At 60.5% G+C, this 15,745-nt stretch carries 10 protein-coding genes; 6 read left to right on the top strand and 4 right to left on the bottom strand.

The window, feature by feature from the left end:
- Positions 1-26: 26 nt before the first annotated feature.
- Both Enr13x_RS28195 and Enr13x_RS28200 read left to right on the top strand, forming a co-directional pair.
- Positions 27-272 (top strand): hypothetical protein, encoded by a 246-nt coding sequence (locus Enr13x_RS28195; RefSeq protein WP_145384425.1) that lies wholly within the window; start codon positions 27-29, stop codon positions 270-272.
- A 92-nt stretch (positions 273-364) separates the two neighbouring features.
- Positions 365-1,585: a hypothetical protein gene (locus Enr13x_RS28200; protein ID WP_145384837.1), complete on the top strand. Its 1,221-nt coding sequence runs from the start codon at positions 365-367 to the stop codon at positions 1,583-1,585.
- 151 nt (positions 1,586-1,736) lie between these two features.
- Here Enr13x_RS28200 and Enr13x_RS28205 read toward each other — a convergent pair whose 3' ends face one another.
- Positions 1,737-6,530: a DUF4332 domain-containing protein gene (locus Enr13x_RS28205; RefSeq protein ID WP_145390208.1), complete on the bottom strand. Its 4,794-nt coding sequence runs from the start codon at positions 6,528-6,530 to the stop codon at positions 1,737-1,739.
- A gap of 303 nt (positions 6,531-6,833) precedes the next feature.
- Between Enr13x_RS28205 and Enr13x_RS28210 the strand changes: the two genes are divergently transcribed.
- From Enr13x_RS28210 to Enr13x_RS28220, 3 genes are all read left to right on the top strand, one after another.
- Positions 6,834-7,772: a hypothetical protein gene (locus Enr13x_RS28210; protein ID WP_145390209.1), complete on the top strand. Its 939-nt coding sequence runs from the start codon at positions 6,834-6,836 to the stop codon at positions 7,770-7,772.
- Positions 7,773-7,850: 78 nt separating this feature from the next.
- Entirely contained in the window at positions 7,851-10,682 is a 2,832-nt protein-coding gene (alaS, locus tag Enr13x_RS28215) for an alanine--tRNA ligase (RefSeq protein ID WP_145390210.1), read from the top strand.
- Between the two features lie 540 nt (positions 10,683-11,222).
- Complete coding sequence (locus Enr13x_RS28220; protein ID WP_145390211.1) at positions 11,223-11,759, top strand: REP-associated tyrosine transposase; 537 nt, start codon at positions 11,223-11,225, stop codon at positions 11,757-11,759.
- Positions 11,760-12,406: 647 nt separating this feature from the next.
- Here Enr13x_RS28220 and Enr13x_RS28225 read toward each other — a convergent pair.
- The 3 genes from Enr13x_RS28225 to Enr13x_RS28235 all read right to left on the bottom strand — a co-directional run bounded on the left by Enr13x_RS28225 (position 12,407) and on the right by Enr13x_RS28235 (position 14,725).
- Complete coding sequence (locus tag Enr13x_RS28225) at positions 12,407-13,627, bottom strand: hypothetical protein (protein ID WP_145384426.1); 1,221 nt, start codon at positions 13,625-13,627, stop codon at positions 12,407-12,409.
- Positions 13,628-13,719: 92 nt separating this feature from the next.
- Entirely contained in the window at positions 13,720-13,965 is a 246-nt protein-coding gene (locus Enr13x_RS28230) for a hypothetical protein (RefSeq protein ID WP_145384425.1), read from the bottom strand.
- A gap of 316 nt (positions 13,966-14,281) precedes the next feature.
- Positions 14,282-14,725, bottom strand: coding sequence for a TM2 domain-containing protein (locus Enr13x_RS28235; protein WP_197455410.1), 444 nt, complete (start codon positions 14,723-14,725; stop codon positions 14,282-14,284).
- A 159-nt stretch (positions 14,726-14,884) separates the two neighbouring features.
- Here Enr13x_RS28235 and Enr13x_RS28240 point away from each other — a divergent pair, with 159 nt between their 5' ends.
- Positions 14,885-15,358: an HD domain-containing protein gene (locus tag Enr13x_RS28240; RefSeq protein WP_145390212.1), complete on the top strand. Its 474-nt coding sequence runs from the start codon at positions 14,885-14,887 to the stop codon at positions 15,356-15,358.
- Positions 15,359-15,745: the final 387 nt, after the last annotated feature.

The following is a 15,745-nucleotide window of genomic DNA, read 5'->3' on the forward strand; positions in this document are numbered from 1 at the left end:
TTTTTCCGCGTCATGGAGGTTCAGTCATGTCTCAAGCCACGATTGAGTATAAGTCACCTGTTTCCAAACTTCTTGGTTCGGCACGCCGTGGACGAGAGAAATGGAAGAACAACGCCATGCAATCCAAGCGGTTGATTAAGGAACTCAAGCAAAACCTCTGCAATGCGAGAGAGAGCCGCCAGCGATGGAGAGGCGAGGCAAGCCAACTGCGGCGGCGCGTCGCCGAGCTGCAGAGTGAATTAGAGCAGTTAAAAACGCGGAGCAGCCCCTGAAGAATCGCCCGACGCAGCCGTCGACTCAATTGCTGCCGCCGGCCCCCCAACATTCTTTTTCGTTGAGTCTCGTTGTACTCACGATTTCTTGGGTGCTCCAAGCAACCATCAGCTATCGAGCTTGTGAGAAAATTGCCCGCACGCTAGGCACCATCCATTCTGGATTGTCTCACGCCCCTACGGCAAACACGATTCAGAACTGGACGCTGCGACGGGGGCTGCATGAATTAACGCGTCCCAAAGAACAGGCCGACGATTGGATTCTCCTGGTCGACCACACGATCCAATTGGGAAACGAGAAATGTCTTTTGATCGTTGGGATTCGCCTTGAACATTGGCTCAATCTCGATCGGCCTATCCGACTGAGCGATCTCTCGGCCATCCTGATCGAGATTGTCCAGACATCCAACGGCAAGATTGTTGCCGAGCAACTGAAGAAAGCTGCTGACCGAGTCGGTCAGGTCAAGGCCATCATTTCCGACCAAGGTTCCGACTTGGTCAACGGAATCGCTGGTTTTCAACAGGAAAGCGAGTCGACGATCGCATTGACCGACATGTGTCACCGAACTGCGACGGCACTCAAACATGTCCTGCAGAAAGACCCTCAATGGGATTCGTTTCTCGGGCACTGTGGAAAGACACAACCGAAAGCCAAACAGACTGAGCTGGGATCGTTGTTGCCTCCCAAACTCAAGGTCAAGGCACGCTTCATGAATCTGCACAGTCTGATCGGGTGGGCAGAGCGGATGTTGCGTCTGCTTGACACCCCCCATGGAGAACGTCAGCAACAAGATCGACTTGGTCGCCTGGAAGAGAAATTCGCTTGGGTGCTTGACTATCGTGAATCGATCGCAGTCTGGGCACGTCTGATGCGGATGGTCGACAAGACGTTAGAGCACTCACGAACAGTCGGTTTTAACGCAGACTCGGCTGCTTCCCTGGCTGAAAAACTTTCGTGTGATGTAGGCGATTGGCAGAGCCAAGCGTTTCGCGACGAGATCGTCTCGGCGATCGAAGAGAATTCAAGCATTCTTGCCCCCGGGGAGAGGTTGCCGGCGAGCAGCGAAATCCTTGAATCCTTGATCGGTAAGGGCAAGCAGATGGGTCGACAACATTCTCGCAGCGGTTTCACCCGCAACGTCTTATCAATGGCTGCCAGCATCGCCGACGTCAGTGCGGAAGCCATTGAAACGAGCCTCGCCTCCGTTACCCACAAAACCCTATGCAATTGGGTGAAGGACAACCTCAGACAAACCATGACGATGTTCCGCCGCAGCGTACTACCGTCATCCCCAGGAACCGATACGGCCTAAATCTGCTATCCTTCTGAGTTGCAATTTTGCGCAGCCCAGGCTCCGCCTGTGAACGCCATGGCTCGAAGGCTCCGCCTTGTCACCGGGAGGCGGAGCCTCCGGCGATGCCCGTCCCAAGGCGGAGCCTTGGAACGAGGTGGTGCCCCACGCCCTACGCCGCGACCAATTCGCGACTCAACGCCGCATACTGAATCCACTCGGTGATCTCATCCAGATCCGGCAACTGGCCTCCGCGGATGATGCGTTTGCCTTCGTTGCTGCGGGCGACCGGATCGATCAACGCAAACAACTCGCTCGGGTCGTACTCTGCGACTTCCTCCGCCGTCGTGACATCCGCCGCCACCAACAATTGCGCGTCGTGCCCACGCAACATCGGGACTCGGCAAACGAGGATCGCTTGGTTTTGCCATGCCGTGATCACTTCGGCGTCGATCCGACGATGATTCAATTGATCGGCCACCTCCGTCGGATCGGCATTGAGCAAGTCATCGACCGTGAAGATTCCGACCGCCTCGAGCTTTTCCGCCATCCGCGATCCGATCGACGGCGCGTCCACGATGGGACTCTCGCGTTGCAGGTAAAACCGAAGTTCCTTGTCGTCGTTTGCGGAGTCGAACGAACGCGTCTCATCACGCATCCGCTCCCGTCGAGGCGAACGATCTGAGGACGACGCACGTTCTGAAGATGAAGCATGCTCGGAGGACGAACGCTCGGCTCCACGTCGTGAAGAACGGCTGGCCGAACGGCTTGCCGAACGACGCGACCGCGCGTCGCCGCCGCGACGGCTTCGCGTGCGATCGCTCCGGTCGGTTTCGTCACCGCTGGTCCGATAGCCCTGATCCGTTGTTTCCGGCGCATCGGCTTGGCGGCCTGATCCCGACCGGCTGGCGCGGCGACGACGGCCGTCGGAACCGGTGTCGCGACTGCGGGCTGCACCGTTGATCGATCGGCTGCCATTTCGGGACCCGTTGGATCGTTCGGACAGTCCGCCGCTGCGTTGCCGCGTGCCGGACGAACGCCGGGTTGATCGAGACCGATTGGACGAGGCGCGGACGACGTTACCGCTGTCATCGACAAATTCGTATTCGTAGCGATCGTCGTCCAGTTTGGCGTCGAGCGACTTGCGATCGTGTGGCTGGCGGAGCACCCGGCCATCGACGGTCTGGTGGTCGCGCATCATGCCCAACGGGTTGTCGTCGGTGTCCACGTTTGCCGCTGCGATCCAGCTGGTGATCCGCGAAAGCTCGTAACTGGTACCGCTGAGCAGGATCCGTTGTCCGCGTTCGGTCGCCAGGAACGCTTCCACACGATCGAGCAGGTCGGCCGGGTCGATCGATGCCAAATGCCCCGCATCGGCGATCCCGCATCCGACCAGCACCCGGGCGTCAAACCCACGCAACTGGGGAACATGACAAACCAAGCGACTTTCAGCCTGCCAACGCCGAATCGTCGCCGCCGTCACGCCGGCCAGCCCGAGCGAATCGGCCAGCCGGTTGGGGTCCTGGTTCATCAGATGATTGATGTGGGTGACCTGTAACCTTCGCAACCGCGCCGCGGCGACCGCGTCGATCGACGGCGCTTGATCGATGGGGCTGTCGACGGACAGGAAAAACGGTGACACCGGCCCTTGCGGGGTCGTCGAACGGGCGTCTGCCGTCTTGGCTTGCAGGTGGCCCGACGCCGACCGAGACGCCGCGGCGGGGGAACCGTGAATCGACTGCGTTGCCGGCATCGACGGGGCAGCCGGCGCGGTCGTGTAGGAATCGGCAAAATAATACCCGTCATGCCAATGCCCCGAGTCGTGTTGCGCCGGATCAACGAACATCGGGCCGGGCGATCCCGCTGGCATCGACGCCCGGTAGGTCTGCGTCTGCGTGGCGGGAGCAACCGGTGCGGCTGATGACGCCGGCCCCATGTAACCAGCCCCCAAATAGGGAGACTCTGCGTAGGGAGACTCTGCGTAGGGCGACTCTGCGTAGGGCGAGCGCGGAGACGGAGAATGAGGCGCGACGTGAGCGTTGTGTCGGCCAGACAGCGATTCAGCGTAGGGCGAAATTCCGTACGCTTCCTGCCAGACGGCATCCAGGTTGCGATTGATGTCGGCAAGCGAGGCACCGATCGGCAGGTGATCAAAGTACTCGTCGTGATAGCGGTCCACAAAGGCATCGCTATGCGGCATCGGGTCATGGGGAACCACGCCATCGGCCCCCAGACCATTGGAACTCGGCGGCAAGTGCGACGCTGCGTGGGGGCCGGCGTAGCCTTCGTCCGAAAAATGGGGACTCCACAGCGGCCGGTGCTCATGTTGAACGCGTTGACCATGAATCGTGAAAACCTGGCCCCCGTGGCGAGCGACCTGGTCGGCAAACATCGAGTCACTGGCCAGCATCACGACTTGCCGTCCATTCTTGGCGAAATCATCCAGTGCCGCGAGCACCGAAAGGTTGACGCCAACCGCTGGTGAACCGCCGGTCTGGATGGGGAAGGCCGCGTCGCTGGCGGAGATCGCCCCAAACGCGTCGCCGACATCCTGGAGGCGAACCAGTTCGCGCGGGACTTCGATCACCAGCGGGATCGCGCGTCCGGTTCGGGCCAGCAAGTCGGCGGCGGCCATCCGCAGCGCCAGAGCCGCCAGCGCCCGATCGGCCGCGGGGCAGTTCGCTTCTTCACGGCCGTCGATCTTGGCAAATCCGACTCGCGTCGCGGCCTCGACCTGGCCGGGGGCGGTGGTGAAATCCGCGTCGCTCCAATCCAGCCGCGACAACCGGCCGCCGGAAAGACGGACCAGCCATTGGCTCGCTTCATCGGCCAACGGAGACGCCGAGCGGGACGCCGCTTGGGGCACCCCGAGCCTTTGGATCAACTCGGCTCGACGACGTTTCAGCCACTTCATTCGCGGCGTATCGGCCCAGTCCGGCTGGGGAAGCGAATCGAGTGCTCGCAATTCGGATTCGACCGCGTCGATTTCCATTTGCAGCATCGACGGATCCACCGCGAAGCCGCTCGGCCCCAGATCGCCGAGGCCCAGATAACCCAAGCCCGGATCGCCCAACCCAGCGTAGGCCGACGGTGGTGCGGCGACGGGGTGCATCGGTTGGGCCAGCATCTGACGACGCAACTGCGCCGCCCGGGCGACACAGCGATCGAGTTGTGCGGTGACTTGATCGAGTTCTTTGCCGCGCGCGATCGCTTCACCATCCAGGTGATTGATGTACCAAGCCGACCAGGTTTGCCGATGATAGGCTTCGTCCATCCAAGACGGATAGCGAAGCCGTTCGGCCAGCTGGCGGTTGCGAACCAGGCCTTCGCGATAGGCCAGCAGCCGCTCGATCGTCGCGACGACCCACTGTTCGCTGCGTCGCAAATCGTACAGTTCATGGTCTCGACGCACGGCCAGGGCGTGTTCGGCGGCACGTGCTTCACGCGATGGTTCGGTTGCCGAATGGGCAAACCGGAATCCATGTCGGCGAACATTTTGCAAGTCGTCACGGATCGCGTGGAGCGAATGCACCAACGAGCGACTTCCCCGATAGGCCAGATCCTCAGGCAGGTCGCGATACCAGACCGGCGCCGCCGAGTGGGGTTGATCATAGCGTGCGGCAAGCCAATCGACTTGTCGGACGATCGCTTCGATCCGCAGATCGATTTCGTCCGGCCAGCGTGTCGGACGTGCGCCGGCGGCAAATGCCGACCACGACGCCGCCGCCGAGGGATCTCCGGCGTAGCGGTCCAGCGACGAAAGGAAATGGTGCATGCGTTCGCGACGCAGCATGTGCTCGGACATCGGCAGCGCGGTGGCGTCACCCAGCGGCCGACCGACGGCGTCACGGTGAACATCGGATGAAATGATCTCGCGCAGACCGGACAACTCCGTCATCACCCGACGCCAACGGGTGATTTGGGCATCGACGTCGATCAGTTTGCGTCGCAATTCGGCGTCGACGTCCAGCGCCGCCCCGTGGCCGATCGCCAGCCCACCGGCCAGATCGGCGTGCGCGTCGCGGGCGTAGGGCGACGCGGTGATCGGTGCGGTGTATCGAACGCGATTGCGATCGAATTGCAGATGGGCCAGCCAGCGAGACAGCTCACTGTGCCGGACACGAAGCTGCCAAATCTGATCGTGAAGCTCCGCCAGCTCGGCGCCGAACGCTGCGCCGTGGTCGCGCCGCTGGGGTGAAGCCTGTGCCGATTGTTGTGCGCGATGCAGGGCCGCCAGACGTGCCTGCAACTGCCGCCGCCGCGCCGCGATGGACTGCGTGTCCGACAGGGAGGGATACAGGTAGCCGGAACCCTCGTCGAACGTGTCCGCAGGGCCGGTGGACGTCTGCCGAATCGATGCCAATTCCGCTTCGATGCGGGCCAATTCATCTCGCATCGCCCGCCGCGGTGTGTGTTGGTCGGCGGATTCCGCCGGTGAGAGCCCGCTGACGATCGAACGGTTGACCGGCAATCCGGCGAACAAGGCGGGGTCGCCCAGCCCGCTCCGCAGGCAGGCCCCGATAACTCGGGAAACGCTGATCACGGCGGTGTCGGTGACGATGCCGTCGACGATCGATTCGGGAATGCGAATCGATTCCAAGGCACGCGTCGCGTCGGTCGAATCGGCGATCCCGTTGATCCAGCTGCCGTGCAGCCAATCGAATCGATGCGCGGCCTCGCCACGGGATTCGAATTCGATGGTCCGTCGTCCGCTGGGCGTTCCGTCATGCTCACGCCGGCAATGGATTTTTCCGTTGCGGTCGGCCCAGACCACGCGGCCGGCCGAGGAACTCATCATCCCCAGCGGGTAGTCGCGTCGGATCAACGAGTCCCGGATGAAGCGGACGATCGCGGTTTTCCCGGAACCCTCCGGCGCGCAAATCACGTTCAAGGATTCTGAAAATGGCCCCAGCTCGACGCGAGTCAGGGGGCCGTGAGTATCGATATCGATCCGGTCCAACAACATGGTCGGGCTCCTCCTTGGCCACAGCAACAATACATTTTCAGCGACCTGAACGACGGCCAAAATTCATTTCGACGTTGCGGGGATCAGGCAGCTGGGATGCGGGATCGGGGCACTTTAGTGAAAGTCGTGTTTCACGAAAAGAGGAATCTGCGGCGGCCTTGTCTTGACGCGGAGCCCGCAGAATTCGTAGTTCAGGGGCGTGAAACGACGCCTGATCGCGGTCGCCGACGTTCACCCTGACGCTGACGGGCCGCTGCCGTTGTTGGCCCCCGACACATCCGATTCTTTGCCGATATGCTCTCCATGCCGCGCTGCCACAACCCGCCGCGATCGAGTCGACCACTCGGCAAAACCCGCCGCCGTTGCCCCCTGGCGATGCCCCTGTTTCTGGCCCCCCTGCTCGCCGCCCCCGTCTTGCTGGCCGGCTGTGCGTCCTGGTCCAGCTGGCCCGGCCGCGACGAGTCGCAGCACGACACCCGGACGGCCGCGTTGCCGCTGAAAAAAATCCCCCGTTCGATCGAGCTGGAAACGCGATTTGTCCAAATCCGCTTCAATCCGGCCGATCCCGATCAGCTGCAATCGATGTGGCAATGGGTCGATGAAACGGTGCTGCCGCCGGAAACCCGCACGGTGCTCCGGCACAACGGGTTACGGATCGGGAAAGCGGCTCAGCTGGATCGATTGGTCGGCAAACTCGATTCGCTGCAATCGGCCCAGCCGCCCGACGTCGTCGCCGAATTCCTCAGCTCGGTCTCGGTCGCCAGCCACCAAAGCGAAGGCTCCAAGACGATCCCGATGCGATTGGGAAAACGCTATGAATTGCCGGTTCGATTGCCGGTGCAAGGCGACCACGTGGTGATCATTCACGAGGAACCGCAACCGATCGGTCAAACGCTGCGTGACCCCCAGTTTCTGCTGGCGGTCACCCCACAGCCGGGCAGCTCCGCCGCGCAAATCCGCTTGCGGGTGCGGCCCGAAATCCAGCACGGCGACATGCAACAAGATTGGGTCCAGGGGGACGCGGCCTTGCGGATCGACGTCCGCCGTCAATCCTGGTCGCTCGACGCGATGGAATTTGAACTGATCGGCGGCGAGGGCGACCTGTTTGTGATCTCCGAAACGGCCGATCGGAAGGGGCTCGGCACGGAGATGTTCGGCGGCAAAAACGTCGACCAAATGGAACAGCAAACCGTTTTGCTGATCCGGATCGCCAACGTGCCGACGCCGGCGGAAAAGCTGTAACGCTCCGTCTACGAGAAATCGGATCCATCCGATATCATCGGCGGCACTGCACTTCTTTCAATCTCCGTGCGTTGACCCATGAAAACCGACGAACTCCGCGAAAAATATCTCGAATTCTTTGAATCCAAGGGCTGCGTCCGAAAGCCCAGCGATGTGTTGGTCCCCACCTGGGACCCCTCGGTCCTGTTCACCCCGGCCGGGATGAACCAGTTCAAGGATCACTTTCTGGGCAAAGTGAAACTCGATTTCACCCGCGCGACGACCTGCCAAAAATGCCTCCGCACCGGCGACATCGATAACGTCGGCCGGACCGCCTATCACCACACCTTTTTCGAAATGCTGGGGAATTTCTCCTTCGGCGACTATTTCAAAAAGGAAGCCATCGCGTGGGCCTGGGAGTTCTTGACGGCGAAAAAATGGCTGGCCATCGACCCCGCCAAATTGTCCGTGACGGTCTACAAAGACGATGACCAGGCCTACGGGATCTGGAAAGAATCGATCGGCTTGCCGGACGAGCGGATCGTTCGGATGGACGAAGACGAAAACTTTTGGCCCGCCTCGGCGCCCAGCGAAGGCCCCGATGGGGTGTGTGGTCCGTGCAGCGAAATCTATTATCACCTGGACGACGGCAGCGACGTCGAAATCTGGAACCTGGTCTTTACCCAATTCAATCGCGTCGGCGATCCGCCGGACAACCTGAAACCCCTGCCCAGCCAAAACATCGACACCGGCATGGGGCTGGAACGAACCGCCAGCGTCCTGCAAGGCGTCTCGACCAACTTCCACATCGATTCACTGCGGCCGATCGTCGATGCCGCCGCCGATGTCGTCGGCGTGCACTACGACCCCGACAGCGACAACGGACGACGCCTGCGACGGATCACCGACCACGCACGGGCGTGTGCCTTCGCGATTCACGAGAACGTCTACCCCGGACGCGACAAGGCCAAGTATGTCGTCCGTCGTCTGATCCGCCGCGCGGTGTTGGACGGTTACCAGATGAACCTCCGCGAGCCCTTCTTGCACAAGCTCGTTGCCGCCGTCGCCGACGCCAGCCGAACCGCGTACCCCGAACTGGGCGAAACCGTCGAGCGCGTCAGCGAAGTCATCGCGTCGGAAGAGAATGCTTTCTTCGGAACCATCGACGGCGGCATGAAACGTATCGGACAACTGTTCGAGGAGATGAACGACGAAGACGCGGTGATGGTCCCCGGCAAAGAAGCCGCCGAACTGAACACGACCTATGGCGTCCCGCCGGAATTGCTGCAAACCCTGGCCGCCGAAAAGAACTTCACCTTCGACTGGCCGGGCTATCGCGACGCGATGCACGAACACGCGATCGCCAGCGGTGCCGGGCAAGTCGAACTGTTCCAGACCGGTCCCCTGGAAACACTCAAAGAAGCGCTGCGTGAAACACCGTTCGTCGGCTACGACACGACCGAGACGACCGCGACGATCAAGGGCATCATCACCGGCGACGGCAAGGACAAAGACGACGAAGGGCAATTGCTGAGCCGGATCAGCCGTCCCGGCGACGCTGAATTTCGTTTGGTGCTCAGCGAATCCCCGTTCTACGGCGAATCGGGTGGCCAGGTCGGCGATACCGGTGTCATCCGCTCGGACGATTTCGAATTCATCGTCCACGACACACAAAAACACGGCGGCTTGATCGTCCACCACGGCTCGCTGACCAAGGGTGAAATCAAAGAAGGCGCGAGCTGCAAAGCGGTCGTCGATACCGAACGACGCGGCGCGCTGGCACGCGCCCATTCCGCCACCCACATCCTGCACCACGCGCTGCACACCAACATCGGCGACCACGCCCAACAACAGGGCAGCAAAGTCGAAGAGGATCGATTGCGTTTCGATTTCACGAACCAAAAACCGATCCCCGATGACGTCTTGGTCAAAATCGAAAGCGACGTCATGACGCGGATCGGCGAAGACGCCGAGGTCTCGTGGCAGACCATCCCGCTGGCCGAAGCTCGCAAGGCCGGCGCGATGATGTTGTTCGGTGAAAAGTACCCCGATCCCGTCCGCATGGTCTCCATCGGCGACTACAGCAAAGAGCTTTGTGCGGGGACACACGTGACCCGTTCCAGCAGCGTGCAAACGTTCGAATTGATGGCCGAAGAAAGCGTCTCGGCCGGCACCCGTCGAATCGTCGCCCTGACCGGCGCCCGCGCCGAGCAGCATCGCCAACAGACGCAAGCGTTGCTCGGCGACATCGCCGCGCGACTCGGTACCGACCCCGCACATGCCGGCGGTGCGATTGAACAGTTGGCCGGCGAAGTCCGACAACTGAAGAAGGAACTCACCAGTGGTAAACCGTCCGAGCATGCCGACGCCTTCGCCGTCGCCAAGGATTGCCCCGCCGCGGACGTCGGCGATTATCCCAGCGTCCGGGCCAGCGTCCGTGAGATCACACGGCGATTGAATGTGTCTCAAGATGACGTGCTCTCGCGAATCGATTCGATGCTCGCCGACCGCGCCGGCTTGGTCGCCCAATTGAAGCAAGCCACCGCCGGCGGAAAGATCACCGCGGACGACTTGATCGGCAAAGGGGAAAAGGTCGGCGACGATTTGATCGTTGTCGCCGAAGTCCCCGGTGCGAACCCGAACGTGATGCGCGGCTGGATCGATCAGATCCGCAAGAAATCCTCGGGCGGATCGGCCGTACTGCTCGGTACTGTGCAAGGCGACAAGGTGGTGCTGGTGGGCGGTCTCAGTCACACGCTGGTCGACAAGGGCTTGAAAGCGGGCCAATGGGTCGGCGCCGCGGCCAAGATGGTCGGCGGTGGCGGCGGCGGTCGACCGGACATGGCCCAAGCCGGCGGCAAAGACCCCAGCAAACTGCCCGCCGCACTCGACGCCGCCAAGACGTCGATGCGAGATCAACTCGGCGCGTAAACCCGAACTCGTTCCCAGGCTCCCGCCTGGGAACGCAAGGTCCCGGAGGCTCCGCCTCCGACCCATGCGAACGCGAGGCGGAGCCTCAAGAGCAGTGCGTGACGAGGCAGAGCCCCGTCACGAGTAGAATCGAGTACACTGAACTCGTTCCCAGGCTCCCGCCTGGGAACGCAAGGTCACGGACGCTCCGCCTCCGACCGACACGAACGCGAGGCGGAGCCTCAAGAGCAGTGCGTGACGAGGCAAAGCCCCGTCACGAGTAGAATCGAGTACACTGAACTCGTTCCCAGGCTCCCGCCTGGGAACGCGAGGTCCCGGAGGCTCCGCCTCCGACCATTAAAGCAAGATGCCTGAGACGTATGTCTCTGGGGATTCTCGTCACGAGAACGATCCCGCACCTAGGTTCCTGCCTAGGAACGTGAGGTCGCTGAGGCTCCGCCTCTCCCGCGATATCGGATGCGCTGATGAAACAAGGTTGCATAGCACACCTATGCAAATTCAACAGCTCATCCATTACTGTAATCGCGTAGGAGACATTCAATGGGCCGATCACGTTACAAATTCGGTGAGGATCATTATCCCCATTTCTTGACGTGCACCATCAACGCATGGCTACCGGTTTTTTCCAATCCAGACTTTGTGGAGATCACGCTTGATTCTTGGCGGTTCCTGCAGCGGGAACGCGACATTGAAATCTTAGGTTGGGTCATCCTCGAAAACCACCTGCACTGGATCGGTCTGGGACCTTCACTCGGCAAGCGTGTGGGGGAATTCAAGTCATACACCGCAACACGAATTCTTCGTCAGATGCAGAAACGAGGCTACCAGACTTTGCTCGACCAACTCCGTTTTTTCAAGCAGCGTTTCAAGAAGGACCAAGACCACCAACTCTGGCAAGAAGGGAGTCATCCCAAACGCATCGATACCGACGAGATGATGTGGCAGAAACTGGATTACATCCACCACAACCCGGTCAAGCGAGGTTATGTCGACGACCCAATTCATTGGCGATACTCCAGCGCGCGAAGCTACGCTGGTGAGCCAGGGCTTTTAGAGGTCTGCAGGGATTGGCGGTAGCCGCCAACAGATACGTGAGCCACCGAACTCGTTCCCAGGCTCCTGCCTGGGAACGCAAGGTCACGGAGGCTCCGCCTCCGACCGACACGAACGCGAGGCGGAGCCTCAAGCACAGTGCGTGACGAGGCAGAGCCCCGTCACGAGTAGACCGAACTCGTTCCCAGGCTCCTGCCTGGGAACGCAAGGTCACGGAGGCTCCGCCTCCGACCGACACGAACGCGAGGCGGAGCCTCAAGCACAGTGCGTGACGAGGCAGAGCCCCGTCACGAGTAGACCGAACTCGTTCCCAGGCTCCTGCCTGGGAACGCAAGGTCACGGAGGCTCCGCCTCCGACCGACACGAACGCGAGGCGGAGCCTCAAGCACAGTGCGTGACGAGGCAGAGCCCCGTCACGAGTAGACCGAACTCGTTCCCAGGCTCCCGCCTGGGAACGCAAGGTCACGGAGGCTCCGCCTCCGACCGACACGAACGCGAGGCGGAGCCTCAAGCACAGTGCGTGACGAGGCAGAGCCCCGTCACGAGTAGACCGAACTCGTTCCCAGGCTCCCGCCTGGGAACGCAAGGTCACGGAGGCTCCGCCTCCGACCGACACGAACGCGAGGCGGAGCCTGGGCTGCGCAAAATTGCAACTCAGAAGGATAGCAGATTTAGGCCGTATCGGTTCCTGGGGATGACGGTAGTACGCTGCGGCGGAACATCGTCATGGTTTGTCTGAGGTTGTCCTTCACCCAATTGCATAGGGTTTTGTGGGTAACGGAGGCGAGGCTCGTTTCAATGGCTTCCGCACTGACGTCGGCGACGCTGGCAGCCATTGATAAGACGTTGCGGGTGAAACCGCTGCGAGAATGTTGTCGACCCATCTGCTTGCCCTTACCGATCAAGGATTCAAGGATTTCGCTGCTCGCCGGCAACCTCTCCCCGGGGGCAAGAATGCTTGAATTCTCTTCGATCGCCGAGACGATCTCGTCGCGAAACGCTTGGCTCTGCCAATCGCCTACATCACACGAAAGTTTTTCAGCCAGGGAAGCAGCCGAGTCTGCGTTAAAACCGACTGTTCGTGAGTGCTCTAACGTCTTGTCGACCATCCGCATCAGACGTGCCCAGACTGCGATCGATTCACGATAGTCAAGCACCCAAGCGAATTTCTCTTCCAGGCGACCAAGTCGATCTTGTTGCTGACGTTCTTCATGGGGGGTGTCAAGCAGACGCAACATCCGCTCTGCCCACCCGATCAGACTGTGCAGATTCATGAAGCGTGCCTTGACCTTGAGTTTGGGAGGCAACAACGATCCCAGCTCAGTCTGTTTGGCTTTCGGTTGTGTCTTTCCACAGTGCCCGAGAAACGAATCCCATTGAGGGTCTTTCTGCAGGACATGTTTGAGTGCCGTCGCAGTTCGGTGACACATGTCGGTCAATGCGATCGTCGACTCGCTTTCCTGTTGAAAACCAGCGATTCCGTTGACCAAGTCGGAACCTTGGTCGGAAATGATGGCCTTGACCTGACCGACTCGGTCAGCAGCTTTCTTCAGTTGCTCGGCAACAATCTTGCCGTTGGATGTCTGGACAATCTCGATCAGGATGGCCGAGAGATCGCTCAGTCGGATAGGCCGATCGAGATTGAGCCAATGTTCAAGGCGAATCCCAACGATCAAAAGACATTTCTCGTTTCCCAATTGGATCGTGTGGTCGACCAGGAGAATCCAATCGTCGGCCTGTTCTTTGGGACGCGTTAATTCATGCAGCCCCCGTCGCAGCGTCCAGTTCTGAATCGTGTTTGCCGTAGGGGCGTGAGACAATCCAGAATGGATGGTGCCTAGCGTGCGGGCAATTTTCTCACAAGCTCGATAGCTGATGGTTGCTTGGAGCACCCAAGAAATCGTGAGTACAACGAGACTCAACGAAAAAGAATGTTGGGGGGCCGGCGGCAGCAATTGAGTCGACGGCTGCGTCGGGCGATTCTTCAGGGGCTGCTCCGCGTTTTTAACTGCTCTAATTCACTCTGCAGCTCGGCGACGCGCCGCCGCAGTTGGCTTGCCTCGCCTCTCCATCGCTGGCGGCTCTCTCTCGCATTGCAGAGGTTTTGCTTGAGTTCCTTAATCAACCGCTTGGATTGCATGGCGTTGTTCTTCCATTTCTCTCGTCCACGGCGTGCCGAACCAAGAAGTTTGGAAACAGGTGACTTATACTCAATCGTGGCTTGAGACATGACTGAACCTCCATGACGCGGAAAAACTGCATATAAGAGAACCAATTCCGTCAAATTCTCAAATAGCAATTTCAACACAAAACCGGTCGGTTTTGCGCAGCCCAGGCGGAGCCTCAAGCACAGTGCGTGACGAGGCAGAGCCCCGTCACGAGTACACCGAACTCGTTCCCAGGCTCCCGCCTGGGAACGCAAGGTCCCGGAGGCTCCGCCTTCGACCCATGCGAACGCGAGGCGGAGCCTCAAGAGCAGTGCGTGACGAGGCGGAGCCCCGTCACGAGACTCATGACAGGCTGGAAGCCTATCCCACTTCCTCCCCCTACTCCCACGCATTCAGTTCATCGATCTGCTCATTCAACGTCAGCAGGTCATACACGAACCCGACTCCCAGCAGCCCACCGGTCAGCAAGAACAGCACACCGGTAAAGATTTTGCCCATGTACAAGCGGTGTACGCCGAACAGGCCCAGGAACGTGTGCAGCACCCAGCAAAGCGTGTAATCGACCCGTCCCCTGCGGTACCGTCGCGACGCGTCGTCGGCCATCGAAGGGATCAGGAACAGGTCCACAATCCAGCCGACCAAGAACACGCCGCCGGTGAAAAACCAGAGCACTCCCGTGATCGGTCGGCCAAAATAAAATCGATGGGCACCAAAAATGCCGAGGATCCAGTAGAGATACCCGACCAGCACCGGATGGGTCGGCGTCATTTCATAGGCCGCGGCGTGGCCGGGGGCTCCGTAAGTCTCAGTAGCTGCGTGCATGGCTCGGCGATGCGGTGAAAAGGACGATTGCGTGACAGCGGGAGGTCTTTTTGGCACAACACTCGCCGCGGTTGCTGTGATTCGCAAATCGTGTTCCAGTCTTGGCATCGGCCGACACGATTTCACTCCATTTGCTCCAACCGCAAGGAAACCAACATCATGTCAGCGACGCTGGAAGACGCCATCGCCCTGGCGGCAAAACACTTCGCCGGAATCACCGACAAGTCGGGCCAACCGTACATCTTGCACTGCATCCGCGTGATGATGGGCGTCGACTCGCTGGACGCCAAAATGATCGGCGTGATGCACGATCTGGTCGAAGACACGTCAGTCACCCTGGACGATCTTCGATCACAGGGGTTCAGCGATTCCGTCGTCCGCGGCGTCGATCGGATGACCCACCGCAGCGAGACGTCGTACCAAGATTATGTGATTCGGCTGCGAGAAAACGAACTCGCCCGGCAAGTCAAATTGTCCGATTTGCGAGACAACCTCTCCCTGGACCGGGTCTTGCTCCGCGGTGAACGCTTCCAGCGCGACCTGGCACGGGTGGGCAAGTACGTGGCGACCTATCGCTTCCTGACCGACGAAATCGACGAAGCCGCCTATCGCGGGATCATGGAGCGTTTGTAGGACGGAGTGGATCATGTGAAAGATCCCAAGCAGGAGCAGCTTTAACAAGATTCGCTACCTGAAATTGGTCTGGGGCGGAAGCTGAGTGCCGCGGGGGTGTTTTTTGTTAGCGGCAGGGCGCGAGCCCTCCGGTCTTTCACGCTGAAACCGGACGGCTCGCGGGCTGTCGTTTTTGTGAGCCGCGACGCGTAAGCGGCCGGGCATTGCGACGCTGCCCGAGGCCTTACGGCCAGCGGCTCACCATTGACTCAGCAGATCCCGACTCAATCGACAGCCCGCTCGCGCCGTTCCGCTAACACCTTCAGTGCCAAAGTCGATGCGGTCCGTCTCCAGCCCACCGGCCCCCCCTCTGCAGTCGCCACCGACCGCACCGGCGGGACAAAACGA

The sequence above is a fragment of the Stieleria neptunia genome (assembly GCF_007754155.1).
GTDB lineage: Bacteria > Planctomycetota > Planctomycetia > Pirellulales > Pirellulaceae > Stieleria > Stieleria neptunia.

Bases quoted from the DNA above. Each gene is read 5' to 3' on its own strand.
- Enr13x_RS28195 (WP_145384425.1), top strand. From the start codon at position 27: ATGTCTCAAGCCACGATTGAGTATAAGTCACCTGTTTCCAAACTTCTT.
- Enr13x_RS28205 (WP_145390208.1), bottom strand. From the start codon at position 6,530: ATGTTGTTGGACCGGATCGATATCGATACTCACGGCCCCCTGACTCGC.
- Enr13x_RS28210 (WP_145390209.1), top strand. From the start codon at position 6,834: ATGCCGCGCTGCCACAACCCGCCGCGATCGAGTCGACCACTCGGCAAA.
- alaS (WP_145390210.1), top strand. From the start codon at position 7,851: ATGAAAACCGACGAACTCCGCGAAAAATATCTCGAATTCTTTGAATCC.
- Enr13x_RS28220 (WP_145390211.1), top strand. From the start codon at position 11,223: ATGGGCCGATCACGTTACAAATTCGGTGAGGATCATTATCCCCATTTC.
- Enr13x_RS28230 (WP_145384425.1), bottom strand. From the start codon at position 13,965: ATGTCTCAAGCCACGATTGAGTATAAGTCACCTGTTTCCAAACTTCTT.
- Enr13x_RS28235 (WP_197455410.1), bottom strand. From the start codon at position 14,725: ATGCACGCAGCTACTGAGACTTACGGAGCCCCCGGCCACGCCGCGGCC.
- Enr13x_RS28240 (WP_145390212.1), top strand. From the start codon at position 14,885: ATGTCAGCGACGCTGGAAGACGCCATCGCCCTGGCGGCAAAACACTTC.